The following is a 19,257-nucleotide window of genomic DNA, read 5'->3' on the forward strand; positions in this document are numbered from 1 at the left end:
ATGGCACGAATCCGTGGCCAGAAATTCCGTCTGATATATTTAACACCATTCTCAACCTTGCCTTTACAGCGGGGATTGTAGGGTCGGCATCTCACCGGCGTAAAATCATGGTGTCGGCAGAAACTAAGGAATTGCTGGTTCCATTTGTTTTCGCCCGTTTCATGGCTGTGCTTTACAACCGTCTTCATATTGTCATATAAAATCGTTTCGGGAAGACCCCCAAAATACTGAAAGGCACGTTCATGACAGCCGATCAGTGTCTCCATTTTCTCATTCTCGGTGAATTCCAGATAAGTTTTTCTGGAGTGACCCATAATCATAACAAATGCGTGATATTTGATCTTTTTGCCTTCAGCATCCAGAGCGACAAACTCGCCCCAATCCACCTGGGCCTGCTTGCCGGGTGGCGTTTCAAAACGCCTGGTTGCTCGGGTTTGGCTAGGTGCCCGATAGTTTTTCATAAACACCCTAAGAATGGTCATTTTTCCGGGGTATCCCATAAATACAATTTCATCAAATATTACAGTCGCATTCAGGCAGCCTTCATTTATTCGTGAACGGATATAATCTTTATAATCATCCAACTTACTTTTTACCAATGGTCTCGGTTTGTAAGTGGGAATATCCTGTGCTTTTACCCACTTACTGACTGTTTTTCTGTCCAGATCACAGATTTCTGCTATCTGTGTCGTTGACAATCCTTTGCTTTTCAGATCTTTGATCATAAAAAATTCCTCTCTCTCAATCATTTATCATACCCCCTTTTAAAAGGAGAGTACGCTTATTTTGAGGAATTTTCAACCGTTTTATATGAGTATTTTATCACCGTTTCTTACAGTCAATCAGTATATTAGAAAATGTTGGTCTCATGGGGGTGGATCTTCCCCCGGTGTTGGTTAAAGCAATTGATATCTTGAAAAATAAAACTGATGGAGATAAAGAATAATATGGGATATATAAATGTAATTTATGATGGTCATGTTCAGGATATCGGGGATGTTGGCCCGTTTAAAAATGGAGAACTCTGTGGCACGACTGGGAAAAGTAAACGCCTGGAAGCTGTAAAGATCTGGCTAGAAACCGATCTGGATTTGGGCATTGAGTATGAAGGACAGATTCAGGATATCGGCTGGGATGCTACAAAAAAAGCCGGTGAGCTTTGTGGAACCCAGGGACAGGGGAAGCGCCTGGAATCAATCCGCATTCGATTGACTGGTGCAGATGCTGAAAAGTATGATGTTTATTATGGAGTTCATGCTCAAGACATTGGTAATATGAACTGGGCTATGAATGGTGAAAGAACTGGTACAGAGGGCATGAGCCTCAGATTGGAAGGGATTAAAATAATAATTGCTCCAAAAGGCATCGTCATGAGTCCAGATACTATTCTAAAATTTATGAAAGCGGAACCGAAACCTGCAGCACCTGTCACCCCTGCAGCTCCAGTTGGTAATTTGTACGGAAATATTATCTGCATCAACCCGGGCCATGGCGGATCCGATCCGGGGGCTTGTGGCGATCTTCGGGAATCAGATATGAATTTGACCGTGGCGCTGATCCTTGGGTTGATGCTGACAGAACGCGGAGCCCAGGTGGTTTATACCCGAACCAGCGACGTTCATGTTTATCTGTCAGATCGCCCTGTGATCGCCAATAACGCCGGAGCGGATCTGTTTATCAGTATCCACCACAACGGGTCCAGTGATCCGTCGTCATCCGGAACATGTGCGATCTGTTACCCTGAAAGTGATGCCGGAATTCGGTTAGCTATTCTGTGTCTGAACGGACTTTACAACCGCTTAGGGCTGCAACAACGTGGACTGATCCAGCGAGATGATTCGGATGTAACCTATACGGATATGCCAGCAGTGATCACAGAGGCTTCATTTGCCAGTTGTTCGGCGGATTGTGCACTATTCCAGAACGGTGGGGCTGAATTGGAAGCGTTGGGGATTCTGGATGGGATTTTGGCGTATTTTTGGGTCGCAGCTTAAAAATAATACTAAAAAATAGCGGTTAATCATAGCCGCTATTTTTTAGGTTGAGGTGGTGGAGCTACAGGTTTTTGAGGTGGTGTATTCGGCGGTGCTGGTTTTCTAGAGTTTTCAGTATATTTAACTGTTTTTACCGCAAATCCTTGATTTTTTTTCTTTCTAGGCATCCTTAATAACCTCCTTTCATTTCTGAATTATCACAATTGTTTCCGGTATCATAAGAGTTTGTTTCAAAAACAAGATCATCCTCAGATCTACTTAAGTACATTTTTTCGACATTATATAGCATTTCACCATTGTCACTATCGTAAACATCTACATCATTGATAACTAGTTCTCTTTTTGCTTCCGATTCAGAATACACTTCAATAGTTGCTGTATAATAATACCCGGTTTTATAATCTCTTATAGTTAAGTAGTCATGGCTATTATTTTTAATAAATTCTGTCCAAACATCCTGATCACCAATTTTGAAGTTGATATTAAAATAGTTCGCTATTTTATTTATCCAATTTATATCATCTAGTTTACTTATGATTAATGCTAAAAGAAATCCAATTAAAGAAGCTTGTATGATTTCAAAAAAATCAGGGTTTATCGATTCATCAGTTAAGGCTTTTAAGTTTGTAGCTGTGTATAGAGTTGGCTGCCAATAATAGAAGCTATCACGTATGGAACACAAAATACTTGTTGCAAAATAGCAAACAATAGATACGAAAATAATCATAAATATGCTTTCCCAGTCATTGCTATTTTTTGATCCTGTAATTTTATTGTAACACTTAAAAAAAATCAAACCAGGAATTATTAGGATGATAATTTTGATAGCTGCTTGACTAATTTCCAAATTCTTACTCCTTCTCGATTATGTTGTATATAAAATATCATAGCTAATATTGAATGTCAATTTTACGCTGTATTAAGTAATCAAACCTGACAAAGAGTAGATTGTGCTGCCACCCTTCGGGTGTTTTTTGTTTTTTGAAATTGTAAAATGTGTAAATATAGAATACAATGTTAAAATAGATATGGGGGTAAGTGAAATGAAAAGAAATGTAATCTCTTTCATGAATATGAAAGGTGGCGTTGGTAAAACAACAATTTGTGTGAACATTGCTGGGCAATTGGCAGAAATGGGAAGAAAAGTTCTATTAATAGATAATGATCCTCAAATGAATGCTTCGCAGTATTTGTTGAGTGCTAGTGAGATAGAAAAACAGTTTAATGAGAAAAAAACTATATTCAGTTTATACAGATCTGATGTTGATTACGATTTTAATTCAATCAATGGATCCGAAGATGAAGAAGGAGAAAGCGAAAGCGAAGAAATTATACTAAGAAACATTCGGAATAACTTAGATATAATTTGTGGAGATTTAAATATGACTAGGGTAAGAGAAACGACTGGCTCTATTCAAGCTATATTAGAAAATTATATTACTTCAAACGACTTAAAAGATAAGTATGATTTTATTTTCATTGACTGCCCTCCTACTCAGACCATTTATACTATGTCGGCATTTTTTGCCTCTGATTATTATATTTTAGTAATTAAACCTGACTATTTATCTTCTATTGGGATTTCACTTTTCGACAAGATGGTAGTTCAATATAATAAACATCGAGGAAAATCAGAGAAGCTGAAATCTCTTGGGATTATTGCAAATCTTATGCAAAAGGGAAATGATGATTATCATAAAACAAAAATAAGTGAAATTAAAGATAAATTTAAATTTAAGCACGATGTTTTTGAAACAAAGATAAATAACGTTGGTGCTATTGCGAAATCAAGCGAAAACCAAAAATTAATGTACGAAACAAGAGGTTCAGTAAGATCTATTAAAAAACTAACTAGTGAATTTCTAAAAAAATATGAAGGGGTGAACAATTGATGTTTTTAGAAAAAGAAATAGTTGAGCTATTTGAGTTGTATCAAGATGTCAAGTTGTTAATGAATAAAGATGGCATTGATTATTTAGAAGATATGGGATCGTCGAATTATCCCAAAATTATTGCCATCGGAATATTAAACGATCTGATATTGTCTAAAAAAGTATTCAAAAGAAATATATTGGTTGGCGAATTTTTGAAAAATAGTTTCAACATTCAATTAAGTAAGTCCATGCTTCATTCCAGAACTATGATTTGTGGCAAAATAACTAGACATATTCTTGATTTAAATGATTTGGGGGAAGTGGAAGATATTTTAAATACTTTATATGGCATTCTCAAGAAATTGAAGTGTGAAGAGAACATTTTTGAAAAAGACATATACGATGTAATTAAGGGGATAGAAATATAAAATGGATCTTGTTACAGATTATAAAGCCATTACAAATGAAAATACAAACAACACGGTAACTTATCTCAGAAAAATATATAGTGCCGATAATTTTGATGAAGAATTTATCTATAATATAAATAAATACTATACTGCTCTTTCAACTTGGTTTTCATATATTAATTGTGATGAAGAAGCGTTGAATAAACTTTTAGACAATATATTATTTAATTATTGCAGTTTAATTCATTGTATTGTTTTTAAAGATAACAAGATAATTCATTTTTTGATTAGAAACACTATAGAAAGCTTTTTTCGGTTTTGTAATAAGGATATTGTAAGCAAGCAGGTAGATATTTTGTTTGAAAACGCCAACAAGTTACTTCCAATTGGCGATAATAAAAATATGTTGATGAATTTTACTTCTCAAATGAAACAGATTTATAACGAAAATTGTTTATATATCCATGCAGCTCCGGAAAAAATGAAACTAGATTTAAACAATCTTTTGGATTATCAAAGCAACCAAAACCAAGATAAGAACAATGAATATTTAAATGCAAAAAAAGATTTTATAAAAGTAAATAATGCTATGCTTTGCACGTTGTTGTTGATATACAACCAAGATTTTAAACGTATGAAATTAAATGCACAAGGTTATATTGAAGAGGCAATGAATTTTAGTGATCGCTTAAAAATACGGAATCTATAATAATAAAGAAAGCTTTGGTTGCGGCGTCGGTTTTTCTTAACCAAAAGTTCAACATGCTCTATAAAAAAGTCACTGTTAAGATTAATGGTATGGCGAATTTGAAAATGTGCTACTATATTTTTACATTGAAGGGAATAGTTTAAAATGACAATAAAGTACACCTTTCAGAGAAATATCGAGTTTATCAGATTATTATATGATAGTGAATTATGTGATAGACTGAGTAAGGGAAAAAGAAATTTCGCAGCTTTGAAACCAGTAATCGAATCGATTTACAAAGATCCAGATGTTAACGATAGAAGTTTATTTATTGATAATTCAAGATTTAATGGATTTGAACTTGGACTTGATGGTTTATGTGGGTGGAAAATATTGTTTGATATTCATAAAGGGGAAAAGCAGTGGTTAGAAGATTATGAAAAAATCAGAGGCTCAAAACTTGGATATTTAATCTGGCCCAATAGCACAGACAAACGCAAGCACCCTACGATAAATCAAGAAAGATATCGTGTGTTCGGTGATAGAATTGATTACACTTTATATGATATAGGTTTATTTTTATCAAAAAATGAGAGTGAATGCAGATTATCAAATTCATATGTTGGACAAACGGCGGATTTTTTAAAGGAGTTTAAAGGTATAAAAGAATTTGCGGAAGAGATGAAGCTAGAAGTTTTTTTAAAAGACGAAAAAGTAATAAATTTAGATTGTCTAGATGATGAAGATGAAAAAAAGCGTATACTCACGTTAGAGCAACATAAAACATTTTCGTTTTCACCTAGATTGGGAACAGATAGGAAAATAGAAAAATTTTCATTATACATTAAAAACATTGCGAAAATCTGTGAAGAGAGTGAAGCGAAACTAATAAGATAAAAAAGTGTTTTGATTCTGATTACTGGAAAAGATTTATAATTAGAAAAGCCCAGGTGTTTAGCCTAGGCATAGCTGACATATTCTTGACATATTTTTGCTTGAATTTTATTTACACCTATTGTTACTCATTGCTGCCAAAGATAGAATAAAAGCTGTCTACGCAACAGTATTAACATCTATTCTTTTCTATTGCATAGGATATTCAAGTTCGGCTCCCATCTCTCGCACAATTTAGAATTTACAAAAATGGCATGAAATGGACGTTTTTATGCCCAAAAGCTGGTTTGGGTTATTTGACATATAAATGAATAAAGAACTGTTGGAATAGCTAAAAATATTATTTCAACAGTTCTTAGTTCTGGATCAGAGATTTAAGCTTTGTGTTTGCGGATCACTGACACGGTGAAAACCAGGAGCAAGGAAACGAGCCCTAGAGCCAGAAATAAATAACCCATTGGGATTAAATAGAAGGATTCTACAAGTGTTCCGTCGGGAGCAATTTTTGACCCGATGATGGTGTACGCTATCCAGAAACCCATACCTAAAACAAGTGACAGCAAGGAAAATAAGTACTTCTTCATAAATGCCTCCATATTAATTTTTCAAGTCGTCTTTTTCATAAACCAGGATATCTCCCGGCTGACAATCAAGGACTTCACACAATTTTTCCAGGGTCGAAAAACGGATGGCCCTGGCTTTTTCATTTTTAAGGATCGAGAGATTGGCCATGGTGATCCCGACCTTCTGAGACAATTCGGTGACACTCATTTTTCGTTGGGCCAGTAACACATCAATACTAATTTTTATTGCCATTCTTCCACCTCAGACTGTTAAATCATTTTCTGATTTTATTTCAAGTGCAGTACGTAAAAGCTCCTGAAGAACTGCCGCAAAGATTGCAATGGATGCGGAAGCAAAGATTATGATACCACACAGCAAGATTAAAATGGGCACAAGAACATTGATTGTAAAGAGCGCCAGGGCACCAATTCCATATAAGACAGCGATGGCCAGGGCGCATAGTTTGATATGGTTCAAGGATGTAATACCCTGCTGGGAAAAAGCATGTTCACGTTCAATATAGACCAGAAGCCGAAAGCCTTCTAATAGGGCGAGGTAGAAGGGGACTGTCGTAAGATAAATTCCAATTAGCATTGGATATTTTAAATGGCTTTGCTCAGTGTTCTGCTTTGAAATGTTTTCAGCTAGCCAAGGCAGATAGAAGACACAAAGTAAAAGTACGACGAGTCCGATTACCAAAATGGCTATTTTTAAAAAAGTTGTTTTTCGATTATTCATCAACCACCTCACATCTTAAAATTAAGTTGATAATAGCATAAAATTTATCGTTTGTCAATAAAAAACTATCGTTTAACGATTCTAATTAGAGGGTGCTAAGTAATTAAACAAAAAATCCTTGTGGTATGTATCTGAAAAAATAAAGGGGGAGTTCCTCCCTGCAGATGATTTATTTTACAATCTTAGCAGTGCTTGAAACAAGCCACTTATGAGGTCTATGCAAACTTTATCGAGGACCTGATTCTTATGTAACTATCTTAGGGCTGAGTGTCTGGTTTTCCTCCGGGATTAATCAAAATAAAAATGGGTAAACTATTTGTATAATCAATAGTAACCATGAAATAAGTATGTGAAGCGAATCGTGAATTGAGGGAATGTAGTCAGTTTTTTAAAGGGGGAAACGATGAAATGTGAAAAATGCGGAACAGAAAATGAAGCATCCAGTCTGTTTTGCCAAAACTGTGGAAATCCCATCCGAAGTCTGGAAAAGTGGGAGACTCAGGATACCGAAACAGTGGTCCCGGAAAAAACGGAAAGCCTGGTTCCTAAAAGCAGAACCGGACACCCGAGCAAGCATAAGGGGGTTATCATTGCAATTGCGGCGGTGGTCGGAGTCTTACTGATAGCCGGCGGTGTTTATGGATTCTTGAATATTCAGAAAATCAATGCGATCAACAGTGGTCTAAAAAACGGCGAAGCTTTGCTGGCTGCTGAAAATTATACCGAAGCGCTGGTGGCCTTTGATGGTGTATTGAAACTGGATCCCAACAATGCGGAGGCAATGGCAGGAAAAGCCAAAGCCTACTCAGGGGCGGGCAATTATAAAATGGCCAATCCCTTTTTTGAGGAAGCCCTCCTAAAAGAAAAGAACATGGAAAAGTTGAAAACAATCTTTGATGGATACATTGCTTCGGAAATTATGGCTAGGGTCTCAGAAGCTGATCTTTTTTCCTTGCTTGACCGAGCTACTGAAGTTACTGGTGATAGTAAATATGAAGCTCAAAAAGTGACTATGCCGTTAAATCACCATCCTTCAATCTAAATCCGGGTACCTATCAGGGTGAACAATCACTGGAAATCATCAAAGGTGATCAAAACGACCGGGTTTTTTACACCATCGACGGGTCCCAGCCCACAGCCAGTTCGACCGAATACTCGGAGCCGATTGCCTTAACAAATGGTGAAAAGAATATTAAAGCTGTTGAAATCAATGCCAGCGGGTTTTTCAGTAAAATAATCGAAGGTAAGTTTATTATCAATGATATTCCAACGACAACCGGAGGCACAGAATCAGAAGGCACGGAATCCGGAAGCGGTACCGTCACAGGCTGGGACTATACTAATTTTAGTCTGGTGGCCTCCTCAACGCTGCCGGATATGACCGGGATCAGTTACTATGTCGGAAATCTGATGGATGGCAGTAGTAACACCGCCTGGGTCGAAGGAGTATCGGGGGATGGCGTTGGCGAATACATTCAACTCATTTATAATGGAACTTCGGCCTTGACCATCCATGGGGTAGCCATCAAAAACGGATATGTCAAAACGGCCACATCCTTTGCCGAAAACGGCAGTGTCCGGGGGCTGGTCATGTATGTCAATACCAGCCCGGTGGCCAATATGATGCTCGAACGGATTCGGGATGAACAGGTGGTCTCAATCAGCCCCACCACCATTAGTCCCGGTGACTCATTGGTTTTTGTCATCGATTCGGTGGTTCCGGGACCTGCTGACGGCGACCATGACACTGCCATCACCGAAATCAGACTGTTCTGATTTTTTTCAACGAAAATTTATTAAAAATGCGGAGATCAATACGCTGGTCAGATTGTCAGAAAAGATAACCCCGTACCGACAATTGTTATAACAGATTAACAATTGTCGGTACGGTAGTTTATTGGCTACCTTTCCGGAGAACCGGTTCTCCGGATTTTTTTATTTGAATCGTTTATTTCAGCCTTTTCTTTATCTTTTTCAGGCAAATGATGTTATAATAACCAGGTGACACGAACATCAATTAAATGAAAGAGGTCTTAATGAAGTTTCAGGAGATTTCAGATAAGCTGACACAATTTATAAATAGATACAATTACCTGGCGGTAGACCGTAATGCCAATGTGCTTTTTTTGCTTACGTGCATTGTTTTGAAATATCTGGCGGATAATCGGCGGATTGATTTTGAAGTCCATCAAAAGGACATCAAAAAGAACTTTACTCTGGATTATATTATGGGATTGTGGCAGGGAGCGCCCCTCCAGGAGGCATTTTGGGAGCAACCAATGGGAGATCCCCAGCCGATTGGCGATGAGATATGGGATTGGGTTTGTGAGTTGACCACGTCATCACCCTCCCTGGCAGGTGAGAATCCGGGGTTAATTGGCAGCCTTTACGAAGCGAGTCTGCTGATCAATCATAAGAAAAACCACGGTATTTTCTATACCCCGCAAAACATTGCCGCTTATATGGCTTCGGATGTGCTGGGATCATACCAGCCCGGGGACGAACAGCAGGATTTCCGGATCCTTGATCCAGCTTGTGGAAGCGGATCCCTGTTAAACGCCGTTTATGATCAGATTGTTGCCCAAAGCGGCGCATTGAGTCCGGTCGAAAAAGCAGCACAGCATCGCCAGTTGCTGGAAAACTGCCTGCTGGGTGTGGATCGGGATCCGATTGCCTGTCTGGTGACCCGGCTGATCCTGACCTTAAAAGGAAACCAATACGTTAAACCGCTGGGGGTTTTTTGCGGCGATATTCTTACCGAAGAATTAGTAACAGCGCAGTCGGTGGATGTGGTAATCGGGAACCCGCCCTATGTAGGTCATAAAGAAATCCAGGCTGAGTATATGAAACTGCTCAAAAACCGCTATGCTGAGGTGTACCGGGACAAGGGTGATCTTTCCTATTGCTTTATCTACCGGGGCTGGGAGTTGTTGAAACCCGCGGGGCAATTAATCCATATCACCTCCCGCTATTTTATTGAAGCCTTCTACGGAAAACCCTTAAGAGCCTTTATCAGAAAAGCTTTTGCGATCCAGGAAATTGTGGATTTTAACGGGTTGCGGGTTATTGAAGGGGTTGGGGTTGATCCAGCCATTATCCGGCTGGTGAAAAAGAACCGGATTGATGAGGGTCAAACTATTCTTGTGAAGCGTTTCTTCATTAAAAACCATAAACCGGAAAGCTATCCCCAACTGATCCAATCACTGGAGCAAAATAATCAGCCAAGTGATTTTTATGAGGTGTTTGAACTGCTACAGGCTCGGCTGAATGACGATTCTTGGCGGCTATATTCGCCGGTTACGCAGGGAATTATTGAAAAGATTGAGAAAAAAACGCCGTTCACTCTGGACAATGTTGTCCAGAGTTTTCAGGGGATTATTACCGGCAATGACAAGGCCTTTATCTTTGAACAGAATGATCCGGCGCTTTGTGTCTTTGATCCGGTCTTATTAAAACCCTGGATCAAAAATAAGGATGTCAATGCCTATCAGGTAACTGAACCGCAAAAGAAAATTCTCTACACCAACAGGATCGGGGCCATTAATCACTACCCTCAAGTAGCCGCGCATCTGGAAAATCACCGGGCCAAGCTCAAAAACCGCCGGGAATGCAAAAACGGCAAACTGGCCTGGTATAAGCTTCAATGGGGCCGGGACCCGGATCATTTTGAAGGACGAAAGATCGTTTTCCCTTATAAGGCAACCCAAAATCGTTTTGCCATCGATGAAAATAAATGTTATTTCAGTGCCGATGTTTACGGACTGATTCTCAAACCCCGGCTTTACCATCAGGTCAATGAGGAGTTTCTGGTGATTTTGTTAAACAGCCGGCTCTATAATTATTACTTTAAGTCTTATGGAAAAAAACTGGGAGACAAGCTTTATGAGTACTATCCAAACACGCTGCTGCGGCTGGGAATACCAGATATAAAAGACGAAACTATTAAGTTTTTTAAAGATTCTTATGATAGAATCGTAGAATTAAAGAAAAATGGAGACACGGCTGAAGCAGATAAGATTCTGGCTGAAATCGACCGGTGGTTCTATGATTTTTTTGAGTTAAGTCAGAAAGAAATAGATGTGATTGAAACGAACCGGTAATTACGGAAACCGACATCATAGCAAGTTTTGTTCGTTGTTTGTAAGTTTCGTAATACCGGGATAGCATGCTATCGTGAAAGGACATTATGCAGGAAAGTTTTTTTAATCAGAATTATGAAGGCCAAATCGCAGATAATGCTCCTCTTGCGGTAAGAATGCGACCCCAGACCCTGGCAGAATTTGTCGGCCAGCAGCATATCATTGGTCGGGGAAAACTTTTGTATCGGTTGATTGAGGCCGACAAATTATCGTCGGTGGTTTTTTATGGACCGCCGGGTACTGGCAAGACCTCGTTGGCAAAAATTATTGCCAACCGCACCAACGCGATGTTTTATGAATTGAATGCGGTCACCTCGGGAAAAAAAGAAATTACTGAGGTGTTGGATAAGGCCAAGAACAACCTGGGGGTTTATAACAAAAAATCGATCCTTTTTATTGATGAGATTCATCGTTTTAACAAGGCTCAGCAGGATGCCCTGTTACCCAGTGTCGAAAAAGGACTGGTGACCCTGATTGGAGCCACCACCGAAAATCCCTATTTTGAAATCAATTCGCCGCTACTGTCCCGCTCTACCATTTTTGAGTTTTACAATCTGACCCCGGATGACATCCGACAAGTGATCAAGCGGGCTATCGAAGATCGAGACCGGGGCTATGGCGTGATGAAAATAAAATGTGATCAGGATGCGCTTGATCATTTTGCCGAGGTGGCTAACGGCGATGTTCGCCGGGCTTTGAATGCTCTGGAACTGGGGATTCTGACAGTCGATAAAAACGCCGACGGCATCATCCATATCGATCTGGAAACAGCTCAGGAGTGTATCCAGCAACGGGCTGTCCAATATGATAAAAACGGTGATAATCATTACGATACGATTTCGGCCTTTATCAAGAGTATCCGGGGTTCCGATCCAGATGCGGCGCTTTACTGGATGGCTAAAATGATCACCGCCGGGGAAGACCCTAAGTTTATAGCTCGACGAATTGTCATCTCAGCTTCTGAGGACATCGGCAATGCCGAACCGCTGGCCTTAACCGTGGCAATGGCTGCCGCTGATGCGGTTCAGTTTATCGGTATGCCGGAAGCCCGGATTAATCTGGCTCAGGCGGTGGTTTTTCTGGCCTGTGCGCCTAAAAGTAACGCCTCCTATCTGGCGGTGGATGCGGCCATTGAGGCGGTCAAGCATGTGTCAAACAGCAATGTTCCGGCGCATTTACAGGATACCCATTATTCTGGTAGTAAAAAACTGGGTCGTGGCATGACGTATCAGTACCCTCATAATTATCCCGGGCACTATGTTAAACAGCAGTATCTTCCGGATGATCTGGTCGGCACTCATTTTTATGAACCGACAGAAATGGGTCATGAACGCATAATGAAGGAATATCTCAAGAAAAATGGAATTATCGAATAAATACAAATAGAAAAGGAGCAACATTTGAAAAAAGAATTACAAGAACAACAGGAAAAAATGTTTAAACTGGAAGAAAATATCCACGGGTTTATCTTGAATAAAGAAGAATTTGTGGATGAAATAGATGGCTTTGCCCGAACCTTTGTCCATGAAAAAACCGGGGCCCGGTTACTATATATATCGGCTGATGATGATAATAAGGTTTTTTCAATCAGTTTTCGTACCCCATCCACCGACAGTACCGGAGTACCCCATATTCTGGAGCACTCGGTTTTATGCGGATCAAAAAAATATCCGGTCAAAGAACCTTTTGTGGAGTTGGCCAAAGGATCGCTAAACACCTTCCTGAACGCCATGACCTATCCCGATAAAACGATGTACCCGATTGCCAGCACCAATGCCAAAGATTTTATGAATCTGATGGATGTGTATCTGGATGCGGTTTTTTATCCCAATATTTATGAAAACCCCTATACTTTCCAACAGGAAGGCTGGCACTATCACATTGAAAATGCGGACGATCCGATTATCTACAATGGGGTGGTTTATAATGAGATGAAGGGTGCCTTCTCTAATCCCGAGGAATTGCTCCAAAACAAAATTTTTGAATCCCTTTATCCCCAGTCCTGCTACCGGTTTGAATCTGGCGGGGATCCGGATGTGATTCCGGAACTGACCTATGCGGATTTTCTGGGCTTCCATAAAAAATACTATCATCCTTCCAATAGCTATATTTATCTCTATGGTGATGGGGATGTCCGGGCGCACTTGAAATATTTAAATGATGAATATCTCAGCGCCTTTGAAAAACAGGCCGTTGATAGTGAGATCATGGCCCAGCCAACACTTACAGCCCGGGCAGAAGTGCGGACCTCCTATGGGGTCTCAAAAGAAGAATCCCTGGAAAACAAAGCCTATCTGGCTCTGAATGTGGTGCTGGGGGATAAACTATCCTACGAGGATGCCCTGGCTTTTGATATTCTTGCCCATATTATCTTGAATAATAATTCGTCGCCGTTAAAAGAAGCCTTGCTGGATCTGAAAATTGCGGAAGATGTCAGCTATCATTACAGCAGTTCGCTCAGACAACCCTATTTTTCGATTGTGCTAAAAAATACCGAGGAAAAACATCGCGACTTATTTGTCAATACGGTGGAGTCAGTACTGAATAAGCTAGCAACTGAGGGCCTTGATCCTCTCAGTGTGGAAGCGGGCATCAATATCCATGAGTTTTCCCATATTGAAGGAGAATACGGTTCTTATCCCAAAGGTTTGATTTACGGGATTGAAATGATGGATGACTGGCTCTATGGTGACGATCCGATCGCCTACCTCAAATACAAAGCCGCCTTTAAAAAATTCAAGGACAGCTGGAAAGACGGCTACTTTGAAAAATTGTTAAAACGGATGCTGATTAATAATACCCATCAGACTCTGGTGACCATTGTGCCGGACAATACCCTGCAGGAAAAAGCCGATCAGGCATTAGTGGAAAAATTGGCGGCTTTTAAAGCCAGTCTGACCCCGGAAGAACTCCAGGCCCTGGTTGATGAAACCCAAACCCTGATCGAAAAACAAAATGAAGAGGATGCTCCGGAAGATCTGGAGAAAATTCCCAAGCTGTCACTGGCAGATATCAGTCGCACCGGCCGAACCTACCCGATGGAAGTGACCGAAGTGTTGGATACCACGATGCTGTTTCATCCCGGTTTTACCGGTGGGATTTCCTATTTAAAACTTTATTTCGATTACAGCGATTTGCCTCAGGAAGATTTGAAATATTTATCACTGATGTGTAAAATGCTGGGCAGTCTCAGTACCGAAACCATGGATTTCCGCAGGCTGAGTCAGGAAATTGAAATTCATACCGGCGGACTGTCCTTCGGGATTGAGTCTTATGATGATGTTCATCATTTTGGTGATTTTACCTCTAATTGCTATGTTAAGGGTAAAGCAGTGGCTGAAAATATCCCAACTTTGATCAGTATTATGACGGATGTGATTACCAAGACCCGCTATCAGGAAAAAAACCTGATTCATGATATGATCCGGGAAATCAAGACGCATAAAGAGACCCAGTTTTTAACCGCCGGCCATGTGGTTGGGGTGCAACGGCTGCAGTCTTACTATTCGCAGTCGGCCCGGCTGTTTGAAGAATTTGGCGGGATTGAGTTCTATCGTTTTATTGCCGATCTGGAAGCCAACTTTGATGAGAAATTTGAAGCCCTCGCCGAAAAGCTGACCAGTATTGCCGCATTGGTATTCACCCGGAAAAAACCGCTGATCAGCATTACCGGTACCGAAGAAATCCGGGATCGGACCTTGGTTGCCCTGAGCCCTTACGTGTCGGGACTGGCTTCGAAAAAAGCGGTCAAAAATGCCTTTGCCTTTGAGACCGAAATTGCTAACGAAGGTTTTTTAACGGCAGCCAAGATTCAATATGTTTCCCAGGGCTATAATATCAGAGCTTTAGGCTACGAATACGCCGGCTCTCAACTGGTTTTAAAGGGCATTTTATCGATGGACTATCTCTGGAACAAGGTTCGGGTTCAGGGCGGTGCCTATGGTGCCTTTATGAGCATTGGCCGGGGTGGCGACCTGTATTTTGGATCCTACCGGGACCCTAAATTGAAAAAGACCTTTGAAGCGTATCAGGGAGTCATTGATTATATCAATCAGCTGGATCTTTCCAAACGTGAGCTGGAAAAATATATCATCGGAACCATCAGCAGCAAAGATGTGCCGCTAAGTGCCTCGGTGAAAGGCGAAATAGCGGATAATTTCTATTTCAGTGGGGTAACCGCCGAAGATCTGCAAAAAGAGCGGGATGAGATCTTAGAAACCACGGTTGAACAATTAAAAGGCTATGCAAAAATGATTGAGGCAGTACTGGCTAAAAATGCCATCTGCGTGTTAGGCAGTGAAGAAGCTATTAATGAAGAAAAGGAATTGTTCAACGTGACCCGCTATATCAAATAGTAGTTTTGAGGGGAGAGGGGATATGAAAAGAAAAATAGGATTATTGTTGATACTCAGCCTGGTCTTTTGCACATCTGGTGTTTTGGCGGCGGGCTTGCCCGCTTATGGCGCCGATGAGGGTGTGATTATTTATGAAGTAAATAGTGGCGATACTCTTTTTGCCCAGAAACAGAATGAAAAATTTTATCCGGCCAGCACCACCAAACTGATGACGGCTCTGGTAGCGATTGAGCACGGCGATCTCAATGAGAACTTCACCGTTGGGGATGAGATAGAAAGTTTAGAAGAGGACAGCAGCACCGCTGGTCTTGAGGCGGAAGAGGTGCTTTCTCTCAATGAACTGCTCTATGCTTTACTGTTGCCGTCCGGAAATGACGCGGCGGAAACCATCGCCGTCAACATCGGTAAAAAGATTGCCGGAGACAGTTCAATCAGTGCGGATAAAGCCTACGAAGCCTTTGTCGGTGCGATGAATAAAAAGGCTAAAGAAATGGGGATGACCGGCACCAATTTCACCAATCCCCATGGATTACATAGCAGTAATCACTATACTACCCCGGCCGATATGCTGATCCTGGCCAAAACGGCATTTGCGGATACCACCATCAAAGCGATTACCCGGGCCAAGGTTCATGAGGTTCAAACCAATAAAACCAAACATAAGTGGAATAATTCGAACCTCTTATTGTATTCCAACTTCAATGAATTGTCGGAAGAATACCGGGTTGCCAATAATCTTTCCGGAACCAATCCGGTTTTTAATGGTTATGCCACCAGCGGCAAAACCGGATTTACCGAAGAAGCGAATAAATGCCTGGTTTTTGAAGGCGAAGGCAATGATAAAAATGTCATCGGGATTATCCTTAATGCCGACGAGACAGTGCTTTTCAAGGAATCCAGCGATACCATCAATACGGTGGTCAAAGAATATGAATTGCTGGAATGGTCCGATCCGGAAGACGAAGACCGGGTTGTTCAGGTGGTCAATTATCATGTTTTTGACGGTAATAAACTCAAGTATAAAACCAATGATCCGCTGATTACTGCGGTGCCCCAGGCTAACCAGGATAGCTATACATCCAAAGTGAAATGGGATGAAACCAAGGTGAAGGGGGACGAAACCCTGACAAACCTGGAAATGGATGTCAAGCAAGGGGAACAAATTGGCGAACTGCAGGTCTATAATGGCGAAACCTTTGTTGAGGCGACACCGGTGTACGCAGTCAATGATATGAAAGCCCGAAACTGGACTGATTATCCGATTCTTTACTGGTATGTGACGATCATTGTGATTCTGATGCTACTGGCCATTATGCGGATCATGTTTGTCCAGTTTATGCGCAAAAATAACATCCGATATAAAAAGATTAAAATTAAGAAAAAACCAAATGCTTCTGGCAGCAGATCATCCAGTCAGCCACCGAAGCGAAGACGATAGCATCAGTGAAAAATAGGCGGAGTCTGTCGGTAAAAAACGACAGACTCTGATTATTATTGCTTGACATGTATAGACAAGTGGTTTATAATTTAGATAGTATTTAAAGCATTGAAGTGCAGAATACGAATCAATTTTAAGATACGAAAATGATGCCATGAAGGTATTTCCAGAGTTGAAACTTGGAGGTGTTCTTCGTGTTTTTTTGTATAAAGTTAAATTTTGAGGAGGTTTTATTATGCACATGGCAGATGCTTTAGTTTCTCCGGCAGTTGGAGGAATCATGCTTGCGGCTAGCGCCGGAGCAATCGCCTATTCGGCGTATAAATGTAAAGACGATTTAGATGAAAAAAAGATCCCGTTGATGGGTGTTATGGGGGCCGTTATTTTCGCTGGACAGATGATTAATTTCACCATTCCGGGAACTGGTTCCAGTGGACATATTGGCGGGGGGATTTTGCTGGCAGCCTTATTGGGACCATTTCCGGCATTTTTAACCCTTACCGCAGTGTTATTGATTCAGGCTTTATTCTTTGCTGACGGCGGGCTTTTGGCCTTAGGCGCAAATATCTGGAACCTCGGTTTCTATGCCTGTTTACTGGTTTACCCCTTTGTATTTAAACCGATTGTGAAAAAAGCCCTGACCCCGACCCGAATATCAGTAGCATCGGTGGTGTCGGTTATTTTAGCCCTGACCCTGGGAGCCATTTCGGTGGTGATTCAAACCCTGGCTTCCGGCATTACTGAATTGCCAATGGCAACCTTTATGGGAATGATGATTCCGATTCATCTGGCGATTGGTCTGGTTGAAGGGATTGTTACCGGCGGGATTTTAGTTTTTATCTACAAGATGAGACCGGAATTGCTGGAATCATCCATGGATAACAAAAAATTACCGAAAAACCTGTCGATTCAAAAGGTCTTGGGTGTTCTGCTGGTGTTTGCCATTGTTGTTGGTGGTGGTTTGTCGCTGCTGGCTTCTTCCAATCCTGATGGCTTGGAATGGTCAATGGAAAATGTAGCGGGAACTGCTGAGCTGGAAACCTCAGGCAATGCCTATGACAGTGCTGCCAATATTCAGGAAAGTACTGCGTTCCTGCCGGATTACGGTTTCAAATCAACGGATGGTGAAGGCTCAGCTGCCGGAACCAGTGTGTCTGGTATTATTGGTGCAGGAATTACTCTGGTCCTGGCTGGTGGAACCGGTTATCTGATTTACGCTGTCAAACGCCGAAAAGAAAAAACAGCATAGACGATTCAATACTAATTGAAATGACAATCTTTATATGGTAACATTAACAATAGTTTGCTTAATAACCTCTGTTTAGTAACAGAGGTTATTTAATATTTAAGTGAAAGGTAGTCCCAATGTCAACAATTACCGACTCCATGAATACAATCAATTCCCTTGAGGAAATGGCTGAAGGCGATACCATCATCCATCGCCTCCATCCGATGGTTAAACTGATTACCACGATGCTCTATCTGGTGCTGGTTATTTCATTTAATCCTTACAATATAACCGGACTGATGGTCTTTGCGTTCTATCCGGTGATTTTAATGGCGCTGGCTGAGATTCCCTATAAACCTCTGCTGAAACGGCTTTTGGTGGCCTTGCCCTTTTCTTTTTTTGCCGGCTTATCAAATATCATTTTTAATCAGCAACTGGCTCTGATGATCGGGCCGATGCCCGTCAGTTATGGTTTTATCTCCTTTACGTCAATTATGGTTAAAACCATTTTTACAGTTATGGCGGTGCTGATCCTGATTGCCACTACCTCGCTACCAAAGATTTCCTATCAGTTGTTATCCATCAAAGTACCCAAAATAATTGTGGAGCAAATTATGCTGACCTACCGTTACATTTCGGTGTTGCTGGAACAGGTCTCTAATATGTATACCGCCTATATCTTGAGAGCCCCGGCTTCCAAGGGGATCAAAATGAAGGACATGGGTATCTTTGTCGGGCAGTTGTTATTAAAAAGTTTTGACCGGGCCGAAAGTATTTATGTGGCCATGAAATGTCGGGGATACGACGGCAATTATCTGTATGCCAAACCCAGCCCGATCCAAAAGGGCGATTGGCTATTTCTGGTTTTAGTATCCGGTATTTTATGTTTGATGCGATTTTTTGATCTGAGCCTGTTTATCGGCAGTTTTTTATAA

20 protein-coding genes and 1 pseudogene are annotated in these 19,257 nt (G+C 40.9%); 15 read left to right on the top strand and 6 right to left on the bottom strand.

The features are described from left to right. The coding region (gene istA, locus A3KS_RS0105010; RefSeq protein WP_026393987.1) for an IS21 family transposase at nucleotides 1–749 on the bottom strand (749 nt) is incomplete at its 3' end. Between the two features lie 98 nt (nucleotides 750–847). On the opposite strand from istA, the gene A3KS_RS23080 reads away from it, so the two are divergent. Both A3KS_RS23080 and A3KS_RS22360 read left to right on the top strand, forming a co-directional pair. Next, nucleotides 848–946, top strand: coding sequence for a phage holin family protein (locus A3KS_RS23080; protein WP_278247298.1), 99 nt, complete (start codon nucleotides 848–850; stop codon nucleotides 944–946). A 1-nt stretch (nucleotide 947) separates the two neighbouring features. Beyond that, nucleotides 948–1,994 (top strand): N-acetylmuramoyl-L-alanine amidase, encoded by a 1,047-nt coding sequence (locus tag A3KS_RS22360; RefSeq protein WP_051355670.1) that lies wholly within the window; start codon nucleotides 948–950, stop codon nucleotides 1,992–1,994. A 35-nt stretch (nucleotides 1,995–2,029) separates the two neighbouring features. Here the strand turns inward: A3KS_RS22360 and A3KS_RS24120 are convergent, their stop codons facing one another. Both A3KS_RS24120 and A3KS_RS0105030 read right to left on the bottom strand, forming a co-directional pair. Further along, nucleotides 2,030–2,161 carry a hypothetical protein gene (locus A3KS_RS24120; protein WP_278247297.1) on the bottom strand — a complete coding sequence of 44 codons (132 nt, stop codon included), beginning with the start codon at nucleotides 2,159–2,161 and terminating at the stop codon, nucleotides 2,030–2,032. Between the two features lie 2 nt (nucleotides 2,162–2,163). Next, entirely contained in the window at nucleotides 2,164–2,841 is a 678-nt protein-coding gene (locus tag A3KS_RS0105030; protein ID WP_026393988.1) for a hypothetical protein, read from the bottom strand. 196 nt (nucleotides 2,842–3,037) lie between these two features. Between A3KS_RS0105030 and A3KS_RS22365 the strand changes: the two genes are divergently transcribed. The 4 genes from A3KS_RS22365 (at nucleotide 3,038) to A3KS_RS0105050 (ending at nucleotide 5,863) form a co-directional block, all read left to right on the top strand. Next, a complete protein-coding gene (locus A3KS_RS22365; protein ID WP_169727695.1) occupies nucleotides 3,038–3,886 on the top strand; it encodes a ParA family protein in 849 nt (282 codons plus the stop codon). After that, nucleotides 3,886–4,296, top strand: coding sequence for a hypothetical protein (locus A3KS_RS22370; RefSeq protein WP_051355672.1), 411 nt, complete (start codon nucleotides 3,886–3,888; stop codon nucleotides 4,294–4,296). Before A3KS_RS22365 ends, A3KS_RS22370 begins: the two co-directional genes overlap by 1 nt. Before the next feature lies 1 nt (nucleotide 4,297). Then, nucleotides 4,298–4,987 carry a hypothetical protein gene (locus A3KS_RS0105045; protein ID WP_026393989.1) on the top strand — a complete coding sequence of 230 codons (690 nt, stop codon included), beginning with the start codon at nucleotides 4,298–4,300 and terminating at the stop codon, nucleotides 4,985–4,987. A gap of 144 nt (nucleotides 4,988–5,131) precedes the next feature. Continuing rightward, nucleotides 5,132–5,863, top strand: a complete 732-nt coding sequence (locus tag A3KS_RS0105050) for a DUF6994 family protein (protein WP_026393990.1) — start codon at nucleotides 5,132–5,134, stop codon at nucleotides 5,861–5,863. Nucleotides 5,864–6,234: 371 nt separating this feature from the next. Here A3KS_RS0105050 and A3KS_RS0105055 read toward each other — a convergent pair whose 3' ends face one another. From A3KS_RS0105055 to A3KS_RS0105065, 3 genes are read right to left on the bottom strand one after another with little or no spacing between them, the layout of a single operon-like run. Further along, nucleotides 6,235–6,444 carry a DUF3955 domain-containing protein gene (locus A3KS_RS0105055; RefSeq protein ID WP_026393991.1) on the bottom strand — a complete coding sequence of 70 codons (210 nt, stop codon included), beginning with the start codon at nucleotides 6,442–6,444 and terminating at the stop codon, nucleotides 6,235–6,237. A gap of 13 nt (nucleotides 6,445–6,457) precedes the next feature. After that, nucleotides 6,458–6,676: a helix-turn-helix domain-containing protein gene (locus tag A3KS_RS0105060; RefSeq protein ID WP_026393992.1), complete on the bottom strand. Its 219-nt coding sequence runs from the start codon at nucleotides 6,674–6,676 to the stop codon at nucleotides 6,458–6,460. 9 nt (nucleotides 6,677–6,685) lie between these two features. Then, nucleotides 6,686–7,162 (bottom strand): DUF2975 domain-containing protein, encoded by a 477-nt coding sequence (locus tag A3KS_RS0105065; RefSeq protein ID WP_026393993.1) that lies wholly within the window; start codon nucleotides 7,160–7,162, stop codon nucleotides 6,686–6,688. 403 nt (nucleotides 7,163–7,565) lie between these two features. Here A3KS_RS0105065 and A3KS_RS0105070 point away from each other — a divergent pair, with 403 nt between their 5' ends. From A3KS_RS0105070 to cbiQ, 9 genes and pseudogenes are all read left to right on the top strand, one after another. After that, nucleotides 7,566–8,204: a tetratricopeptide repeat protein gene (locus A3KS_RS0105070; protein ID WP_026393994.1), complete on the top strand. Its 639-nt coding sequence runs from the start codon at nucleotides 7,566–7,568 to the stop codon at nucleotides 8,202–8,204. A gap of 11 nt (nucleotides 8,205–8,215) precedes the next feature. Further along, nucleotides 8,216–8,392: pseudogene (locus tag A3KS_RS24250) on the top strand (chitobiase/beta-hexosaminidase C-terminal domain-containing protein); the annotation flags it as partial. Nucleotides 8,393–8,425: 33 nt separating this feature from the next. Beyond that, nucleotides 8,426–8,938, top strand: coding sequence for an NADase-type glycan-binding domain-containing protein (locus A3KS_RS24000; RefSeq protein ID WP_423219235.1), 513 nt, complete (start codon nucleotides 8,426–8,428; stop codon nucleotides 8,936–8,938). A gap of 260 nt (nucleotides 8,939–9,198) precedes the next feature. Next, nucleotides 9,199–11,262, top strand: coding sequence for an Eco57I restriction-modification methylase domain-containing protein (locus A3KS_RS0105085; protein WP_026393997.1), 2,064 nt, complete (start codon nucleotides 9,199–9,201; stop codon nucleotides 11,260–11,262). An 86-nt stretch (nucleotides 11,263–11,348) separates the two neighbouring features. After that, nucleotides 11,349–12,677, top strand: coding sequence for a replication-associated recombination protein A (locus A3KS_RS0105090; protein ID WP_026393998.1), 1,329 nt, complete (start codon nucleotides 11,349–11,351; stop codon nucleotides 12,675–12,677). A 24-nt stretch (nucleotides 12,678–12,701) separates the two neighbouring features. Further along, nucleotides 12,702–15,656, top strand: coding sequence for an insulinase family protein (locus A3KS_RS0105095; RefSeq protein WP_242834739.1), 2,955 nt, complete (start codon nucleotides 12,702–12,704; stop codon nucleotides 15,654–15,656). A 22-nt stretch (nucleotides 15,657–15,678) separates the two neighbouring features. Beyond that, on the top strand, nucleotides 15,679–17,094 hold the full coding sequence (locus A3KS_RS0105100) for a D-alanyl-D-alanine carboxypeptidase family protein (RefSeq protein ID WP_026394000.1): 1,416 nt from the start codon (nucleotides 15,679–15,681) through the stop codon (nucleotides 17,092–17,094). A gap of 235 nt (nucleotides 17,095–17,329) precedes the next feature. Further along, nucleotides 17,330–18,343 carry an energy-coupling factor ABC transporter permease gene (locus tag A3KS_RS0105105; protein WP_026394001.1) on the top strand — a complete coding sequence of 338 codons (1,014 nt, stop codon included), beginning with the start codon at nucleotides 17,330–17,332 and terminating at the stop codon, nucleotides 18,341–18,343. Nucleotides 18,344–18,459: 116 nt separating this feature from the next. Next, a complete protein-coding gene (cbiQ, locus tag A3KS_RS0105110; protein WP_026394002.1) occupies nucleotides 18,460–19,257 on the top strand; it encodes a cobalt ECF transporter T component CbiQ in 798 nt (265 codons plus the stop codon).

This window comes from Acetobacterium malicum subsp. dehalogenans DSM 11527 (genome assembly GCF_000472665.1).
GTDB classification, from domain to species: Bacteria; Bacillota; Clostridia; order Eubacteriales; family Eubacteriaceae; genus Acetobacterium; species Acetobacterium malicum.

Coding starts and splice junctions, on each gene's coding strand:
- A3KS_RS22360 (WP_051355670.1), top strand. CDS start 948: ATGGGATATATAAATGTAATTTATGATGGTCATGTTCAGGATATCGGG.
- A3KS_RS24120 (WP_278247297.1), bottom strand. CDS start 2,161: ATGCCTAGAAAGAAAAAAAATCAAGGATTTGCGGTAAAAACAGTTAAA.
- A3KS_RS22365 (WP_169727695.1), top strand. CDS start 3,038: ATGAAAAGAAATGTAATCTCTTTCATGAATATGAAAGGTGGCGTTGGT.
- A3KS_RS22370 (WP_051355672.1), top strand. CDS start 3,886: ATGTTTTTAGAAAAAGAAATAGTTGAGCTATTTGAGTTGTATCAAGAT.
- A3KS_RS0105045 (WP_026393989.1), top strand. CDS start 4,298: ATGGATCTTGTTACAGATTATAAAGCCATTACAAATGAAAATACAAAC.
- A3KS_RS0105050 (WP_026393990.1), top strand. CDS start 5,132: ATGACAATAAAGTACACCTTTCAGAGAAATATCGAGTTTATCAGATTA.
- A3KS_RS0105055 (WP_026393991.1), bottom strand. CDS start 6,444: ATGAAGAAGTACTTATTTTCCTTGCTGTCACTTGTTTTAGGTATGGGT.
- A3KS_RS0105060 (WP_026393992.1), bottom strand. CDS start 6,676: ATGGCAATAAAAATTAGTATTGATGTGTTACTGGCCCAACGAAAAATG.
- A3KS_RS0105065 (WP_026393993.1), bottom strand. CDS start 7,162: ATGAATAATCGAAAAACAACTTTTTTAAAAATAGCCATTTTGGTAATC.
- A3KS_RS0105070 (WP_026393994.1), top strand. CDS start 7,566: ATGAAATGTGAAAAATGCGGAACAGAAAATGAAGCATCCAGTCTGTTT.
- A3KS_RS0105085 (WP_026393997.1), top strand. CDS start 9,199: ATGAAGTTTCAGGAGATTTCAGATAAGCTGACACAATTTATAAATAGA.
- A3KS_RS0105090 (WP_026393998.1), top strand. CDS start 11,349: ATGCAGGAAAGTTTTTTTAATCAGAATTATGAAGGCCAAATCGCAGAT.
- A3KS_RS0105100 (WP_026394000.1), top strand. CDS start 15,679: ATGAAAAGAAAAATAGGATTATTGTTGATACTCAGCCTGGTCTTTTGC.
- A3KS_RS0105105 (WP_026394001.1), top strand. CDS start 17,330: ATGCACATGGCAGATGCTTTAGTTTCTCCGGCAGTTGGAGGAATCATG.
- cbiQ (WP_026394002.1), top strand. CDS start 18,460: ATGTCAACAATTACCGACTCCATGAATACAATCAATTCCCTTGAGGAA.